Origin of the sequence: Pseudomonas sp. Leaf434, assembly GCF_001425545.1 — a bacterium.
In the GTDB taxonomy this organism is placed as follows: Bacteria; Pseudomonadota; Gammaproteobacteria; order Pseudomonadales; family Pseudomonadaceae; genus Aquipseudomonas; species Aquipseudomonas siliginis.
In genome coordinates this window covers 976,911-992,543 of sequence record NZ_LMQZ01000001.1, presented here as the reverse complement: position 1 = coordinate 992,543, position 15,633 = coordinate 976,911, and the positions used below count along the sequence as shown (strand labels likewise).

Here is a 15,633-nt window from a genome sequence, read left to right as displayed (position 1 = left end):
GTGGAGCGTCAATTGAAGAGGCGCTTTGCGCGCGAATAACTGCCGCTGATCCATTGTGCAGCGGCAATCTTGTGCCAGACTGCGACAAGTGATATCAAAGAGCCATGCTTTTCCCAAAAAGCCCACTACAACAATAAGGATGACGACGATGCAAGGCATGATCATCAGCAACCCGCGCCTGGAATTTCTGCGCCCGGTGCTGGAACGCTGGTTTGACTGTATCGATCGCTACAACACTGTACGCGGCGACAACGACACGCCGTACTGGCACGACGAGAAAGCCAATCTCGGCCTGCTCGCGGCAGCGGCGTGGATGGCTGAAATGGTCACGCTGAACGACACGGCCACGCGCAAACAGAACGAAGAAGGCGAACGCAATGCTCGCGCCGACCTGCTGATTGCCGGCGCCGAAGACCGCGCGTTCATTCAGGCCACGCAACGCTGGCCACGGGTCAACAACCTCAACCTGACCCAGGCACTGCTCGACGTCACCGCTGATGCCAAGCGCATCAGTTACGCCAGCGATCTCAAGCTCGGCTGCCTCTTTGTTGCTCCGCAAAAACCTCAGCACAGCGCCAGCCCCGAAGAATTGCAGGACATGGTCGACGACCTGCAAAAGGAACACACCTGCGCCGTGGCCTGGTATTTCCCCTACGCCTATCGCAAATTGCACAGCGACGCGGGCAACTATCATCCGGGCATCGCCATGCTGTTCAAGGAAGCCCGCGGTTGAGCAGTTGAACCATCGGGCCTGCGCCCTCCTCTATGTTTAGGAATGCATTCATAGGGAAGATCAGCAATGCGCAAGGCCCAACTCGCTCTTATCATCGCCGTCGCTGGCGGGCTCGCCGCCTGCGGTGAAACCTCCAGCCTGCAAGTCTCCGACGGCACCGGCCCGTCACCGAAACTGCCCGAACCGAACAAGACGCTGATCCCGACAGTCAACATCGCCCCGGCGGTGGGCTGGCCGGACGGCGCGAAACCGACCGCAGCGGCCGGCACCCAGGTCGCCGCGTTTGCCGAAGGCCTTGATCACCCGCGCTGGCTCTACGTGCTGCCCAACGGCGATGTGCTGGTGGCGGAGACCAATGCGCCGCCCAAGCCCGATGACAGCAAAGGCATTCGTGGCTGGGTGATGAAGAAAGTCATGGGCAAGGCCGGCGCCGGCGTGCCCAGCCCGAACCGCATCACCCTGCTGCGTGATGCCGACCACGACGGCGTCGCAGAAACCCGCACGGTGTTCCTGCAGAACCTCAATTCGCCGTTTGGCATGACGCTGGTCGGCAACGATTTGTACGTTGCCGACACCGACCGCCTGCTGCGCTTCAACTACGAGCCGGGCGCCACCGAGATCAAGACCCAACCGATCAAAGTCGTCGACTTGCCCGGCGGCACGCTGAATCACCACTGGACCAAAAACGTCATCGCCAGCAAGGACGGCAACAAGCTCTACGTCACCGTCGGCTCGAATAGTAACGTCGGCGAAAACGGCCTGGATCAGGAAGAAGGCCGCGCGGCGATCTGGGAAGTGGATCGTGCGACCGGCAATCACCGGATCTTCGCCTCGGGTATCCGCAACCCCAACGGCCTCGCCTGGGAACCTACCAGCGGCGCATTGTGGACAGCAGTCAACGAGCGTGACGAAATCGGCAGCGATCTGGTGCCGGACTACATCACCTCGGTCAAGGACGGCGGCTTCTATGGCTGGCCGTTCAGCTACTACGGCCAGCACGTCGATGTGCGGGTCAAACCGCAGAATCCTGATCTGGTGGCCAAGGCCATCGCTCCGGATTACGCGGTCGGTCCGCACACCGCTTCGCTGGGCCTGACCTTCGCCGAGGGCAACCGCTTGCCGGCGCAATTCAAGGAAGGCGCATTCATTGGCCAACACGGCTCGTGGAACCGCAAACCGCACAGTGGCTACAAGGTGATTTTCGTACCGTTCACTGGCGGCAAACCGACCGGGCAGCCGGTGGATGTGCTGACCGGTTTCCTCGACAAGGACGAGAATGCGCTGGGCCGCCCTGTGGGCGTGGTCATCGATCAGCAAGGTGGCTTGCTGGTGGCGGATGATGTCGGGAACAAAGTGTGGCGCGTGTCGGCAAGCAAATAAGCTAAGCGCAACGCAAAAAAAGTGGGAGCGAGCCTGCTCGCGAAAGCGGTTTATCAGTCAAATCATTGTCGACTGACACTCCGCCTTCGCGAGCAGGCTCGCTCCCACAATTAGTTATGCATACGCGCTAGGGGTTATGTGCCAGCTGCCCCGGCTGCAACACCCGCTTGGCGCTCAGATACGCCTTCTGCCAATAGGCCTTCGACAGGCTATCGAGCTTGACCGTGCCGCCAGTGGCCGGTGCATGCACGAAGCGCCCCTCGCCGACGTAAATCCCCGCGTGACTGACCTGCGAGCCGCCATTGGTGGCGAAGAAAATCAGGTCGCCGGTCTGCAAGCCTTCCTTGCCGACATTCGGCGCCTGCATGACGATCATTTCGCGGGTCGAGCGTGGCAGTGAAATTCCCGCCGCGTCGCGGTAGACAAACCCGATCAGACCACTGCAATCAAAGCCCGAATCTGGCGTGTTGCCGCCCCAGCGATACGGCGTACCGACCAGGCCGAGGGCACGGAACAGCACGTCTTCAGCAACGGGGGAAAAAGCCTGGGAGGTAGCGAACACGATCGGCGCGCGAACCACGAGGGCTGGCGGCGGTGTGCGGCTGGCGCAGGCGCTGAGCAGCGCGGCGCAAAGGATCAAGGTGAGGCGGGCCGACATCGTCATAAGCAGAACATCCTGATCTGGCTGCGGCTTTCTCTGCCGAATGGACAGAAACAAAACCGCCTGCGTCATCACGCAGGCGGTTTGCCATCAATATAGATTCAGGATTCTAGCGGCTACGCGGCAAACTTCAAGTAAGACTTTAACTTCACCTTGTAAAGTTTAGGTCTACTCCGTTGTCGTGCCGTTTTGTCGCCGCGAACGCAGCGACATGCAGGTTACTTGCGAGCGGTGACCACGGTCGGCGCCATGGCGAGTGCACGCTTGGCTTCGATGAAAGTCTTGCTCCAGTAGCTGTCACCCAGGCTGTCGATGCGAACACCGCCGCTGCGACGACTGCTGGAGTGAATGAACTGATTGTCACCCAGGTAGATCCCGGCGTGACTGACACGACCGCGACGACCATTGGTGGCGAAGAACAGCAGATCACCCGGCTCAAGGTTGCTGCGCGAAACCAGCGGCGCATCAACGTTGATCATTTCGCGAGTGGAGCGCGGCAGGTTCATGCCCGCCTCTTCGCGGAACAGGTACCCGATGAAACCGCTGCAATCGAAACCGGCTTCAGAAGTACCGCCGAAACGGTAACGGGTCCCAATCAGGGACATACCGCGTTCGAGGATGCTGTCAGCCAGTACAGGAAGCTGATAAGGCTTGCTGCCGTTGAACTGGTTGAGTTCTTTTTCGGTGTCCAGCTCTTCCTGATAAATAACGGAAGACTGGGCGGTAGCAGAATTCTTGACCTGTTGCGGCGGCTCTTGAACCGGAGAATGAGCAGCACAACCGAATAACAGGGTAACGAGTGCGAGAGGCACGAGGGGTGCGAAGCGCTTTAGCATGGGCACGACCGTGGCTGATAGTTGTAAAGAAGCCGAGACTATGCCCGCTATCGTCCTCATTTGCAAATTCAATCGAACTTTATGTGACTTCCCGGTTTCGCGTTTACATCTAAGCGCGTAACTCGTCTGGCCGGTGAATCGGCGCAGGGACGCGGGTTTTCTGGCGCCTGAAAGCTGGCAAAAGCCCACTACTACCAGCCAAGAGTTTCCTTGAGGAAGGGAATGGTCAGCTTGCGTTGCGCTTGCAGGGACGCCTGATCAAGCTGCTCGAGAAGATCGAACAGCGCGCTCATGCTGCGTGTGCCGCGAGTGAGAATGAAGTGCCCGACTTCATCGGTCAGGTGCAGACCGCGACGGGATGCGCGCAATTGCAGCGCACGCAATTTGTCTTCATCGGAGAGTGGGCGCATCTGGAAGATCAGCGCCAGGGTCAGGCGCGATTTCAGGTCGGCCAGCTTCACTGGCAATTCGCGCGGCGAAGTGGACGCGGCGATCAGCAGGCGCCGGCCGCTGTCACGCAGACGATTGAACAGATGAAACATCGCCTCTTCCCAGTCGGCCTTGCCGGCAATCACCTGCAAGTCATCCAGACAGACCAGTTCGTACTGCTCAAGGTTGTCGAGGATTTCCACGCCGCGGTCCATCAACTCGGCCAGCGGCAGATACACCGCCGGTTCGCCCATCTGCTCGAAGCGCAGGCACGCGGCCTGCAACAGATGCGTGCGCCCGACGCCGTGTTTGCCCCACAGGTAGATCAGGCTCTCCGTCCACCCGGCGTCGGCTTCGCAGAGACGCTCGACATAGCCGAGTGCAGCGGCATTGGCGCCTGGGTAGTAGTTGATGAAGGTGGCGTCGTCACGCAGACGCACACCTAGGGGCAGCTGAATCGGTTTCATGCTGACTGAACAGTTCTCAAAGGAACCGTTAGTGGCCTCTGTGTAAAGTTGGCGAAGTTTATACCCGTGAGGCTGAGCGCACAATGCGACAGACCCCAAGCAAAATCAAAGGTTTGCGTTGACGCAGCGGTTTGATGACAGATTCTCTGGCGCCCTCGCTCGAACGAAACGCGGCAGCCCGGCCAAGCGCCGGGCCGCCCGCGCCATCACAGCTCAGGTTCGTCAACGCCGCTGTAGATCCCGGAGTCCTTATACAAGTCGTGGACATGACGCACCAGCACCATGATCACCGCCGCCACTGGCAACGCCAGCAGCACGCCGGTAAAACCGAACAGCTCGCCACCCGCGAGGATCGCGAAGATCACCGCCACCGGGTGCAAGCCGATCCGATCCCCGACCAGCAGCGGCGTCAGCACCATGCCTTCCAGTGCCTGACCGACCATGAACACTGCGACGATCCCGACCATCGGGTACAGATCGCCACCGAACTGGAACAACCCGGCGATCAATGCCGCGCCGATGCCGATGACAAAACCCATGTACGGCACGATCGCCGCGAGCCCGGCAATCAGGCCGATCAACAGCCCCAGTTCCAGACCGACGATCATCAGGCCAGCCGCGTAGATTACGCCCAGCGCAACCATCACCAGCAACTGCCCGCGCACGAACGCGCCGAGCACTTCGTGGCACTCACCCGCCAGCGAAACCACGCGCTCTTCGCGATCACGGGGCAACAGGCTGCGGATCTTGCCCATCATCACGTCCCAGTCGCGCAACAGATAGAAGCTCACCACCGGGATCAGCACCAGATTCGCCAACCAGCCGATCAGCGCCAGGCTCGACGCCGTCGCCTGACTCAACACCACACCGACGATGTCGGTGGTCTGGCCCATGTGCTCGCTGATCGCGGCTTTGACTTTATCGAACTTCCAGAAGCCGTCCGACAGCCCCAGTTTCGCTTGCGCCCACGGCACAGCGGTGTGCTGCAACCAGTCGAGCATCTGCGGCGCCAGCTCGTACAGACGCAGCAACTGCTTGGCGAGCATTGGTACCAGCACCAGCATCAACGCCGTGACGATCAAGGTGAACAAGGCAAACACGGCAATCACGCCCCAAGTTCGCGACAGCCCGAGCCGCTCCAGACGATCCACCAGCGGATCGAACAGATAAGCCAGCAACAACGCGACCAGAAACGGCGTGAGGATCGGATGCAGCAACCATACAAACGCGCAAAGCAGGACTACCCCACCGAGCCAGAACCAACGCCGCGTATCGGCCATTTACCACTCCTGATGCTTCTATATAAGGAAAGACTTACCAGCGAAACCGCAACGACGGTGCCGCCGCTGCCGGGGCTGGCGCTGGCGCTGCAACCGCAGGCGTACCATCCGCCGCTGGCTGGGCAGGCGCCACCGGAACCGGCGCTTCGGCCGGCAGCTCCTGCAACTTCGCCAGCGACAATTGCGCGCGCAACTGATCGGCGCTGCCATTGACCCGATAGACGATCCGATCGCCCTGCACGCTTTGCAGACGCACGCCGAACGGTTCGAGTAACCGCAGCAGCGCCGCATAATGCTCCAGATTCATGCCCTGCACTTCCAGCGTCTGCTGACCCGATGCGCCGGGTTTGGCGACGAATCGCGGCGCCAGACGATCGGCCACCGCCAGCATCACCGCATCGGCGACAGCTGCCTGATCGGCGCCCTGCACGCTGCCGGCCTCTTTCTGATCACCGAGCCACAAGCGCCATTTTGCCTGCCACTGCCCGCCCTCTTCGCGCGCATGCACCGCCAGCAAGGCGTCGGCGTTGTAGCGCTCCGAAGCACTGCGCAAGGGCGCGGGGTCAGCGCTTTCCAGCGCGGGTGCGGTGGCAACCAATTGCTCGCTGAGATCAGCCAGCGGCAAGCGCAGTGGCAAACCGCGATGTTGTGCGGCCGTGCGCAATGCTGAGGCTGCGGTTTGACCGTCACCGACCAGGCTCGCACCTTCAGTTGAATCGTTCAGCCACCAGCCGAGGATCGACGGCCGACTGGTGCCCCACACCGGCAACCCGGCCCGGCGCAAGGCCTGCTCGGTGGTTGCCGGATCGAAATCGACTTTCAGCACTTCCGGTGGCCCGGCATCGAAACCGAACTGGCTGATGATCTGCTGCGGGTCCTTGCGGATCGACGCCAGCCCCGGGTTCTGCGCGGCTTTCGGGTCGCCGGTCAGGCGCAGCACCAGGGTATCGAGCGCTGCCTGCGTGGCGCGATCGCGCTCTTCCGGCGCCTGGCCGTTGACCGGCTGACGCACCTGATACAGACCTTTGAGGTTTTCGGCATGGCTCGCCAGGCTGACCAGCGTCAGGCAGCCTACAAATAACAATTTACAAAAACGCATGGAAAATTCCCGTCGACAGGAGCGGCTGGAACACGCCGCGTGAACCGGTTGAGCAAGGCTGTGACCCCCACCTCTTGCAAAACATTCACACGGTGGCGGTAAGTTTTTGCACAGTCCTAACGATAGACGGTTAATCGCCACACCTTATACAGGCAGTCATACCCTGCGATTGCAAAAAATTTCCGCCGATATGGCCCTGCCCGTCGGTGCGAGGATGGCCGCTGCCCCTCAAGCCTGATAAAATCGCGCGCCTTCGCAGACCGGCAACAGCCGGGCCCCTCGAAACTCGCGTGAGGCGATCGCCCATCGAGTTCGATGTTCCCGCTGAACTCGGTCGTTACCCCCTGAATCCCCTCCCCTAAAGGCCTGGATCATGAGCAAGCAACCCTCCCTGAGCTACAAGGACGCCGGTGTAGACATCGACGCCGGTGAAGCATTGGTCGAACGCATCAAGAGCGTCGCCAAGCGCACTGCGCGCCCGGAAGTCATGGGCGGCCTGGGCGGTTTCGGCGCCCTCTGCGAAATCCCGGCCGGCTACAAGCAGCCAGTGCTGGTCTCCGGCACCGACGGCGTCGGCACCAAGCTGCGTCTGGCGCTGAACCTGAACAAGCACGACAGCATCGGCATCGACCTGGTCGCCATGTGCGTCAACGATCTGGTGGTGTGCGGCGCCGAGCCGCTGTTCTTCCTCGACTACTACGCCACCGGCAAACTGAATGTCGACACCGCTGCCCAGGTTGTCACCGGCATCGGCGCTGGCTGCGAACTGTCGGGTTGCTCGCTGGTCGGCGGCGAAACCGCTGAAATGCCAGGCATGTACGAAGGCGAGGACTACGACCTGGCCGGCTTCTGCGTCGGCGTCGTGGAAAAAGCGGAAATCATCGACGGCTCGAAAGTCGCCACCGGTGACGCCCTGATCGCCCTGCCATCGTCCGGCCCGCACTCCAACGGCTACTCGCTGATCCGCAAGATCATCGAAGTCTCCGGCGCCGACATCGAAAACACCCAGCTCGACGGCAAACCGCTGACCGACCTGCTGATGGCCCCGACCCGCATCTACGTCAAGCCACTGCTCAAGCTGATCAAGGACACTGGCGCTGTGAAGGCCATGGCCCACATCACCGGTGGCGGCCTGCTCGACAACATTCCGCGCGTACTGCCAAAAGGCGCGCAAGCAGTGGTTGACGTGGCCAGCTGGACTCGCCCGGCCGTATTCGACTGGCTGCAGGAGAAAGGCAACGTTGATGAAACCGAGATGCACCGCGTGCTCAACTGCGGCGTCGGCATGGTCATCTGCGTGGCTCAGGAGCACGTCGAAGTGGCCCTGAACACCCTGCGTGACGCCGGCGAGCAGCCTTGGGTCATCGGTCAGATCGCCGTGGCCGCCGAAGGCGCTGCGCAGGTCGAACTGAAGAACCTCAAGGCTCACTGATGCCAAAGCCCTGTGATGTCGTGGTGCTGTTGTCCGGCACCGGCAGTAACTTGCAGGCTCTGATCGACAGCACGCGGACCGGCGACAGCCCGGCCCGCATCGCTGCGGTGATTTCCAACCGCGCCGACGCCTACGGCCTGCAACGCGCCCGCGACGCGGGTATCGCCACCCGCTCGCTGGATCACAAGGCATTCGAAGGCCGCGAGGCCTTCGATGCCGCGCTGATCGAACTGATCGACCAATTCAACCCCGAACTCGTGGTGCTGGCCGGCTTCATGCGCATTCTCAGCGCTGATTTCGTGCGTCATTACCAGGGTCGCCTGCTCAACATCCACCCGTCGCTGCTGCCCAAATACAAAGGGTTACACACTCATCAGCGCGCGCTGGAGGCCGGCGATACGGAACATGGCTGCTCCGTGCACTTCGTCACCGAGGAACTCGATGGCGGACCACTGGTCGTACAAGCAGTATTACCGGTAGAGTTGCACGACACGCCGCAAAGTCTGGCGCAACGAGTCCACGCCCAGGAACACCTGATCTATCCGATGGCAGTACGCTGGTTTGCCGAAGGCAGGCTGACACTCGGTGACCAGGGTGCTTTACTCGACGGTCAGCCACTCGCCGCCAGCGGCCACTTGATTCGACACTAGGAGATATTATGCGTCGCGCCCTGCTCTTCGCTTGCGCTCTGCTCGCCCTGCCCTTCGCGCAGGCAGCGGACCTTCAACCGTTCTCCGCCAGCTACACCGCCGACTGGAAGCAGCTGCCCATGAGCGGCACCGCCGAACGCAGCCTGACCAAGGAAGCCGACGGCGTGTGGAAACTCAGCTTCAAGGCCTCGATGATGATCGCCAGCCTGACTGAAGAAAGCACCCTGAAGCTGGACAAGGACACGCTGCTGCCGCAGTCCTACCACTTTGAACGTGGTGGTCTGGGCAAAGCGAAAAAAGCTGATCTGGACTTCGACTGGGCCAATAAACTGGTGACCGGCACCGACCGTGGCGACGCGGTGAAGATCCCGCTGAACCGCGGCATGGTCGACAAGTCGACCTATCAACTGGCGCTGCAGCACGACGTTGCCGCCGGCAAGAAAAGCATGAGCTATCAGGTGGTTGATGATGGCGAAGTCGATACCTACGACTTCCGCGTGCTGGGTTCGGAAAAGGTCGACACCAAGGCCGGCCAGATCGATGCGATCAAGGTCGAGCGCGTGCGCGATCCGACACAAAGCAAACGCATCACCGTGCTGTGGTTCGCCAAGGATTGGGATTACCTGCTGGTGCGCCTGCAACAGGTCGAGACTGACGGCAAGGAGTACAACATCATGCTCCAGGACGGTACGGTCAACGGTAAGACTGTCAAAGGCAGCTGATCCGTCGCAAGAACAGAGAGCCCCGCGAATGCGGGGCTTTTGTTTATCTGTTCGATGATACTGCGCGGCGGCCCTACCCCTCACCCCAGCCCTCTCCCGAGGGAGAGGGAGCCGACCGAGGTGTCTGCCGCTAACCATCGACCTGAGAAACCGAGTCGAATATGGATTCCAAAGCATCGCACGATTAGTCCCCTCTCCCTCCGGGAGAGGGTTAGGGTGAGGGGCTTTTGAAGGTCAAACTCACACCGAAAACCGCGCCACCATCCCGTTCAGATCCACCGCCAACTTCGACAACTCCTGACTCGCCGCACTGGTCTGATTGGCCCCAGCCGATGTCTGCATCGCCAGATCACGAATATTCATCAGGTTGCGATCCACCTCCCGCGCCACCGCTGCCTGCTCTTCCGAGGCGCTGGCGATGACCAGATTGCGCTCGTTGATCAAGGTAAACGCCGAGGCAATTTCCTCCAGGGCCGAGCCTGCGCTCTTCGCCAGCTCGAGGGTCGAGCGCGCCCTTGAGTTGCTTTGCTGCATCGAACTGACCGCTGAATCGGTGCCCTGCTGGATCCCGCCGATCATTTGCTCGATTTCCTGGGTCGACTGCTGGGTGCGATGCGCCAGCGCCCGCACTTCATCTGCCACTACTGCAAAGCCACGCCCGGCATCACCGGCGCGCGCGGCTTCGATCGCGGCGTTGAGGGCGAGCAGATTGGTTTGTTCAGCGATCGAGCGAATCACGTCCAGCACTTTGCTGATGCCATGAACCTTTTGCGCCAGCGCCTCGACCTGCGCGGCATTATTGGTGACATCGCCAGCGAGAAACTCGATCGACGTCACCGTCTGCTGCACTTGCTCGCGCCCTTGCCGGGCGATGCGGTCGGACTCGCGGGAGGCTTCGGACGTGGCCACGGCGTTGTTCGCCACCTCTTCCACCGCTGCTGTCATCTGGTTGACCGCAGTGGCGGCCTGTTCGATTTCCTGGCTCTGCTGATGCAGGCCGCGAGTGGCGTCTTCGGTGACACTGCTGAGTTCTTCGGCTGCCGAGGCCAACTGCGTTGACGACTCGGAGATGCGCCGGATCGTGTCGCGCAGATTGTGCTGCATGCTTTTCAACGCTTGCAGCAGACGCGCCGGCTCGTCTTTGCCAGTGATGTGAATGTCACCGGTCAAATCCCCACCGGCCACCACCTCGGCCACGCTGAGCGATTGCGACAATGGCACGACAATGCTGCGCGTCAGCAGCAACGCCAGGCCGACGGTAATCAGCGCAGCCATGGCGATCATTACTGCGACCCATAGCCGCGATTGCTTGAACACCAGCCGCGCGGCCTCAGTGGCCAGACCGGCATTCTGTTTATTCAACTCGACCAGCTCACGCAAAGTGGCGGCGATTTCATCGGCCAGCGGGCTCATCTGATCATTGAGAATCGTCGCAGCCTCAGCGACCCGATTCTGCGCCGACAGCTGTAGGACTTGTGCCTGAAGCTCAAGGTATTTGTGCTCGGTGCCCTTGAAGCGTTCGAACAATACGCGCTCTTCAGGCAGCACGATCAGACCGTCATAACGCTGCTGCGCTTCGCTCAAGCCACTGCGCAGCTCGTCGAGCTTGGCGACATTCTGCTCCAGTGCCTTGGGGTCACGGTTGAGCAACAGGCGCATGGTCAGCGCACGCAGGCGCAGCATGTCCTGACTCATTTCACCGACCGCCATCACGCTTGGCAGCCAGTTGTTATCGACTTCATCGGACTGCGCACGCATGTTCGACATTTGCAGCAAGGCGAACGCCCCGAGGGCAAACACCATCAGGGCCAGCAGGCCAAAACCGAGACCGGCGCGCGGGGCAATATTGAGACTACGGATATTCATCACTCTGGCTCCTTCCAAAAGCGCTGCATCAGCCTGCAGCGGGTTGCTTTAGAAGGTATCGGCATTGCCGTGAAATTGCGTAAGACGAAAAAGCGATAGGCAAACGAGCGGCTAGTCCGAACTCATGGCTTTGACGTTTCAGCGCGGACCGGCGGGTCTACCAGTGTTGCGCGGCAATATCGCCAGGAAGTTATCCCGCGCGACTTTGCGCGCTACCCCTTCCGGCAGCGCATCGAGAAACGGCTTGTAGCTGTGCATTTCCTGACCGAGCTTATTGAACCGTCCTACCACGTCAGAGCCGAGCATGAAGCGCTCGGGATACTTTTCCACCAGCGCCAGCCATTCGGCGCGCGGCTTGCCCTGCTCGTCCAGCAGATACGGCGTGAGCATGCTCCACGACAGGTCGATAAACAGATTCGGATAAGCCTCAAGCATGCGCGTCAGGGTTGGCAGGAGAAACGGCAACTGGGTCTGATGCCGATGGATCTCGGCGCTGGTGCCGGCATGCGCCCAGATGAATCGCGTGTGCGGATGATTGCGCAGCGGCTCTTCGACTTCCTTCAGGTACAGCGGATTTTTCTCACGCTTGGAGGTGATGTTGGAGTGCAGCATCACCGGCAGATCGTTTTCCGCAGCGAGGTGATAGATCTTGGTCATTGCCTCGTTGTTGGCTCGGGGCGTGTCGCCGGAGGTCAGCGCCGTCAGGTCATCGTGCCGGGTGAACACCTCGCCGATGCCCTGCCACAACCCCGGATACAGGTCGAGCATGCGCTGGATGTGCGCGGCGGAATTCTTGTCATTGGGATTGAAGCCGGACAGGAACGGATGAAAGTACTGGCGCTGCTCCGGCGCGAGCTTTTCCACCGCGTCGGCAACGATCACGTCAGTGGCGCTGTACCAATAGGCATCGGCGTCATCGCCGGCGTAGTAGCGCGGACGCTTGGGTTCGTCTTCGTGCCATTTCTTCGCCACGGGAATGCCGGAAATCATCACGTGCTCGATGGAATTGTCCTTCATGGCCGTGAGCAATTTCTGCATGCCGGCGCTTTCCTGGAAAAAATCCACGTAATGCAGGTGCGCATCGCTGTAGGTGTATTCGCGGGCACTGGCGCTGCCAGCGAACAGCAGCAGACAGGCAAGACTCAGACGAGACAAGGACACAAGTAATCTCCGGCAGATGGGCATAGCCTAGACCGCGCCCGAACGACAAGGGTTCATCCCTGCCGAAAAGCGGAACGCCCACTGCCGCGAATGCTCTATAACTGCAAGGTCTGTTTTGATCGAACGATTTTTCCTGCCGCCTGTGAGGTTTCCATGACTGTTACCGTCAATACCGTCTCTGCCGAAGGTTTTCGTCACACCGTCCAGATCGACGACCACGAATTGTTTGCCGATGTACCGAAAAACGCTGGGGGTGAAGGCACCGCGCCAGAGCCACACGACTACTTCGACGCAGCCCTTGGCGCCTGTAAAGCGCTGACCCTGAAGATGTACGCGAAGAAAAAAGACATCCCACTGACCGGCGTGGGAGTCGAAGTGAAGCGCGACAACAGCCAAGAGCAGAAAGGCAAATACGCCCTGCATGTCACCCTCACCCTCAAAGGTGTACTGACCGACGCTCAGCGCGAGGAACTGCTGCGTGTGGCCGATCGCTGCCCGATTCACAAATTGATGACCACCAGCGAAGTCAGTATCGAAACCCACGCACCACAAGGCTTCGACAGCCAATAATCCTCCCAATGCCAGCGGCGGGTTATGCTTCTGGCATCACCCGCTCAGCCTGGAATGCACCATGGACACGCCACTCCTGATCATCCGCCCGCGCGCCGAAGACGTCGAAGGCCAGCCGATTCTGCGCCCGCTGCCGTCAGCCAAATGCCGCAACGTCGGGCCTTTCGTGTTTTTCGACCACATGCTCGAGACGATTTATCCGACGGGTAAAGGCATGGATATCCGACAGCATCCGCACATTGGCCTGTCGACACTTACCTATCTGTTCGAAGGGCAATTGCAGCACAAAGACAGTCTGGGCTCCGATCAGGTGGTCGGCGCCGGCGATGTCAGCTGGATGACCGCTGGCAGCGCCATCGCCCACGTCGAGCGCACGCCTGCGCCACTGCTCGCCGAGACCTTCACTCTGCACGGCCTGCAAGTCTGGCTCGCCTCGCCCAAGGCACACGAAGAAGGCCCGGGGCATTACAGTCATCATCCGGCAGCGACGTTGCCGGTCAGCGATAACCTCGGCGTGCAGATTCGCATGATTGCCGGGTCAGGCTTTTGCCTGGAATCGCCGGTCCCGGTGCTTTCTCCTACGTTGTATGCGGAAGTGAAGATGCAGACCGCGACCACATTGCTGATTCCGGCCGAGCATGAAGAACGCGCGGTGTATGTGTTGAGCGGGGATGCGCAGTTGAATGGCGAGGCGATCGAGCCGCATGCGCTGGTGGTGTTGCCAGCCGGCGAAGAGATGAGCCTGTTTGCCGAAAGCGATGTGCACGCGGTGGTGTTCGGCGGCGCGGCACTGGACGGGCCGAGACGGATCAACTGGAATTTTGTTGCAAGCGATCCGGCGGCGATTGATGAGGCACGGCGCAAGTGGGCGGCCGGGGATTGGCCGACGGTGCCGGGGGAAGTCGAGCGGATCGAACTACCGCGCTAGGCCGCTTACCCTCACCCCAGCCCTCTCCCAGAGGGAGAGGGAGCCGACCGAGGCGTCTTGCGTTATACATCGACCTGAAAAGTCTCGGCGATTATGGATTCGCCTATTCACGTTCAGGTCGACGCCACTCCCGAGCAACCCCCTTGCGTTATACATCGACCTGAAAAGTCTCGGCGATTATGGATTCGCCTATTCACGTTCAGGTCGACGCCACTCCCGAGCAACCCCCAATCAGTCCCCTATCCCAGAGGGATAGGGAGCCGACCGAGGCGTCTTGCGTTATACATCGACCTGAAAAATCCCGGCGATTATGGATTCGCCTATTCAAGTTCAGGTCGACGTCACTCCCGAGCAACCCTCAATCAGTCGCCTATCCCAGAGGGAGAGGGAGCCGACCGAGGCGTCTTGCGTTATACATCGACCTGAAAAGTCTCGGCGATTATGGATTCGCCTATTCACGTTCAGGTCGACGCCACTCCCGAGCAACCCCCTTGCGTTATACATCGACCTGAAAAGTCTCGGCGATTATGGATTCGCCTATTCACGTTCAGGTCGACGCCACTCCCGAGCAACCCCCAATCAGTCCCCTCTCCCTCCGGGAGAGGGCTAGGGTGAGGGGCTTTTCGCTTTTAACCGTTGAACACTTCATCCAGCAAATCATGCATCGACTTGAACGCGCGCTTGGCGGTCTTTTCGTCGTACATCATCTTGCCCGGCACATTGGCGTGCGGATCGGTAAACGAGTGCACCGCGCCGCCGTAGCTGAGCAGTTGCCAGTCGACTTTCGCCGCGTTCATTTCATCTTCGAACGCTGGCAGTTGCTCTTTCGGCACCAATGGATCGGACGCGCCATGCAGCACCAGCACCGAGCCCTTGATGTTCTGCGCATCCGCCGGGTTCGGCGAATCCAGCGTGCCGTGGAACGACACCGCCGCTTTTACCGGCGCGCCGGTGCGGGCCAGATCCAGCGCACAGCAACCACCGAAGCAGAAACCGAACACCGCCAGTTTCGAGGTATCCACTGCCGCTTCGCCCTGGCTCTGCAATTGCTCAAATGCCACTTGCAGACGTTTGCGCAACAGCGCGCGGTCGTCCTTGAGCGGCATCATTGCTGCCAGCGCCTCATCAGCGTTCTGCGGACGTACGCTCTGGCCATAGACATCCGCAATCAACACCACGTAACCCTTGGCCGCCACGGCTTTGGCAATGTCTTCAGCACCGGCGCTGACGCCCATCCAGTTCGGCGCCATCAGCAAACCCGGGCGCGCGCCCTTGTGCTCGGCGTCGAACGCCAGGCGACCTTCATAGGCCTGGCCGTCAATCTGATAGACCACGGAACGTACAGTGACTTGGCTCATTTCTGACTCCTGATTGAGTAAACACCAGAACGAAAAAACCCGCCGAAGCGGGTTTTTCCTA

At 60.5% G+C, this 15,633-nt stretch carries 15 protein-coding genes; 7 read left to right on the top strand and 8 right to left on the bottom strand.

Going from position 1 to position 15,633, the window contains the following annotated elements; translation table 11 throughout:
- Window positions 1-148: 148 nt before the first annotated feature.
- A complete protein-coding gene (locus ASG55_RS04430; RefSeq protein WP_056783928.1) occupies window positions 149-733 on the top strand; it encodes a hypothetical protein in 585 nt (194 codons plus the stop codon).
- A 66-nt stretch (window positions 734-799) separates the two neighbouring features.
- Window positions 800-2,113 carry a PQQ-dependent sugar dehydrogenase gene (locus tag ASG55_RS04425; RefSeq protein WP_056783926.1) on the top strand — a complete coding sequence of 438 codons (1,314 nt, stop codon included), beginning with the start codon at window positions 800-802 and terminating at the stop codon, window positions 2,111-2,113.
- A gap of 127 nt (window positions 2,114-2,240) precedes the next feature.
- Here ASG55_RS04425 and ASG55_RS04420 read toward each other — a convergent pair whose 3' ends face one another.
- The 5 genes from ASG55_RS04420 to ASG55_RS04400 form a co-directional block, all read right to left on the bottom strand.
- Window positions 2,241-2,777 (bottom strand): C40 family peptidase, encoded by a 537-nt coding sequence (locus tag ASG55_RS04420; protein WP_056783923.1) that lies wholly within the window; start codon window positions 2,775-2,777, stop codon window positions 2,241-2,243.
- Window positions 2,778-2,992: 215 nt separating this feature from the next.
- Entirely contained in the window at window positions 2,993-3,610 is a 618-nt protein-coding gene (locus ASG55_RS04415; protein ID WP_016773699.1) for a C40 family peptidase, read from the bottom strand.
- Window positions 3,611-3,801: 191 nt separating this feature from the next.
- Complete coding sequence (gene hda, locus ASG55_RS04410) at window positions 3,802-4,506, bottom strand: DnaA regulatory inactivator Hda (protein WP_007919828.1); 705 nt, start codon at window positions 4,504-4,506, stop codon at window positions 3,802-3,804.
- A 206-nt stretch (window positions 4,507-4,712) separates the two neighbouring features.
- Window positions 4,713-5,786 carry an AI-2E family transporter gene (locus ASG55_RS04405; RefSeq protein ID WP_041479548.1) on the bottom strand — a complete coding sequence of 358 codons (1,074 nt, stop codon included), beginning with the start codon at window positions 5,784-5,786 and terminating at the stop codon, window positions 4,713-4,715.
- Window positions 5,787-5,820: 34 nt separating this feature from the next.
- Complete coding sequence (locus ASG55_RS04400) at window positions 5,821-6,885, bottom strand: DUF2066 domain-containing protein (protein ID WP_056783921.1); 1,065 nt, start codon at window positions 6,883-6,885, stop codon at window positions 5,821-5,823.
- Between the two features lie 373 nt (window positions 6,886-7,258).
- Between ASG55_RS04400 and purM the strand changes: the two genes are divergently transcribed.
- The 3 genes from purM to ASG55_RS04385 are packed head-to-tail and all read left to right on the top strand — an operon-like array spanning window position 7,259 to window position 9,689.
- Window positions 7,259-8,317 (top strand): phosphoribosylformylglycinamidine cyclo-ligase, encoded by a 1,059-nt coding sequence (gene purM / locus ASG55_RS04395; RefSeq protein ID WP_016773695.1) that lies wholly within the window; start codon window positions 7,259-7,261, stop codon window positions 8,315-8,317.
- Window positions 8,317-8,967 carry a phosphoribosylglycinamide formyltransferase gene (gene purN, locus ASG55_RS04390; RefSeq protein ID WP_056783917.1) on the top strand — a complete coding sequence of 217 codons (651 nt, stop codon included), beginning with the start codon at window positions 8,317-8,319 and terminating at the stop codon, window positions 8,965-8,967. Before purM ends, purN begins: the two co-directional genes overlap by 1 nt.
- Before the next feature lie 8 nt (window positions 8,968-8,975).
- Window positions 8,976-9,689 carry a DUF3108 domain-containing protein gene (locus ASG55_RS04385; protein ID WP_056783915.1) on the top strand — a complete coding sequence of 238 codons (714 nt, stop codon included), beginning with the start codon at window positions 8,976-8,978 and terminating at the stop codon, window positions 9,687-9,689.
- Window positions 9,690-9,929: 240 nt separating this feature from the next.
- Here ASG55_RS04385 and ASG55_RS04380 read toward each other — a convergent pair whose 3' ends face one another.
- Complete coding sequence (locus ASG55_RS04380; protein ID WP_024012161.1) at window positions 9,930-11,555, bottom strand: methyl-accepting chemotaxis protein; 1,626 nt, start codon at window positions 11,553-11,555, stop codon at window positions 9,930-9,932.
- A gap of 138 nt (window positions 11,556-11,693) precedes the next feature.
- The gene (locus ASG55_RS04375) at window positions 11,694-12,740 is read right to left on the bottom strand and encodes an amidohydrolase family protein (protein ID WP_056783913.1); all 1,047 of its coding nucleotides are present in this window, start codon (window positions 12,738-12,740) and stop codon (window positions 11,694-11,696) included.
- 129 nt (window positions 12,741-12,869) lie between these two features.
- Between ASG55_RS04375 and ASG55_RS04370 the strand changes: the two genes are divergently transcribed.
- Together ASG55_RS04370 and ASG55_RS04365 are read left to right on the top strand one after the other, a co-directional pair.
- Window positions 12,870-13,286, top strand: coding sequence for an OsmC family protein (locus ASG55_RS04370; RefSeq protein ID WP_056783910.1), 417 nt, complete (start codon window positions 12,870-12,872; stop codon window positions 13,284-13,286).
- Window positions 13,287-13,347: 61 nt separating this feature from the next.
- Complete coding sequence (locus tag ASG55_RS04365) at window positions 13,348-14,214, top strand: pirin family protein (protein ID WP_056783908.1); 867 nt, start codon at window positions 13,348-13,350, stop codon at window positions 14,212-14,214.
- Window positions 14,215-14,843: 629 nt separating this feature from the next.
- On the opposite strand, the gene ASG55_RS04360 is transcribed toward ASG55_RS04365, so the two are convergent.
- Window positions 14,844-15,572 (bottom strand): dienelactone hydrolase family protein, encoded by a 729-nt coding sequence (locus ASG55_RS04360; protein ID WP_056783904.1) that lies wholly within the window; start codon window positions 15,570-15,572, stop codon window positions 14,844-14,846.
- Window positions 15,573-15,633 lie beyond the last annotated feature (61 nt).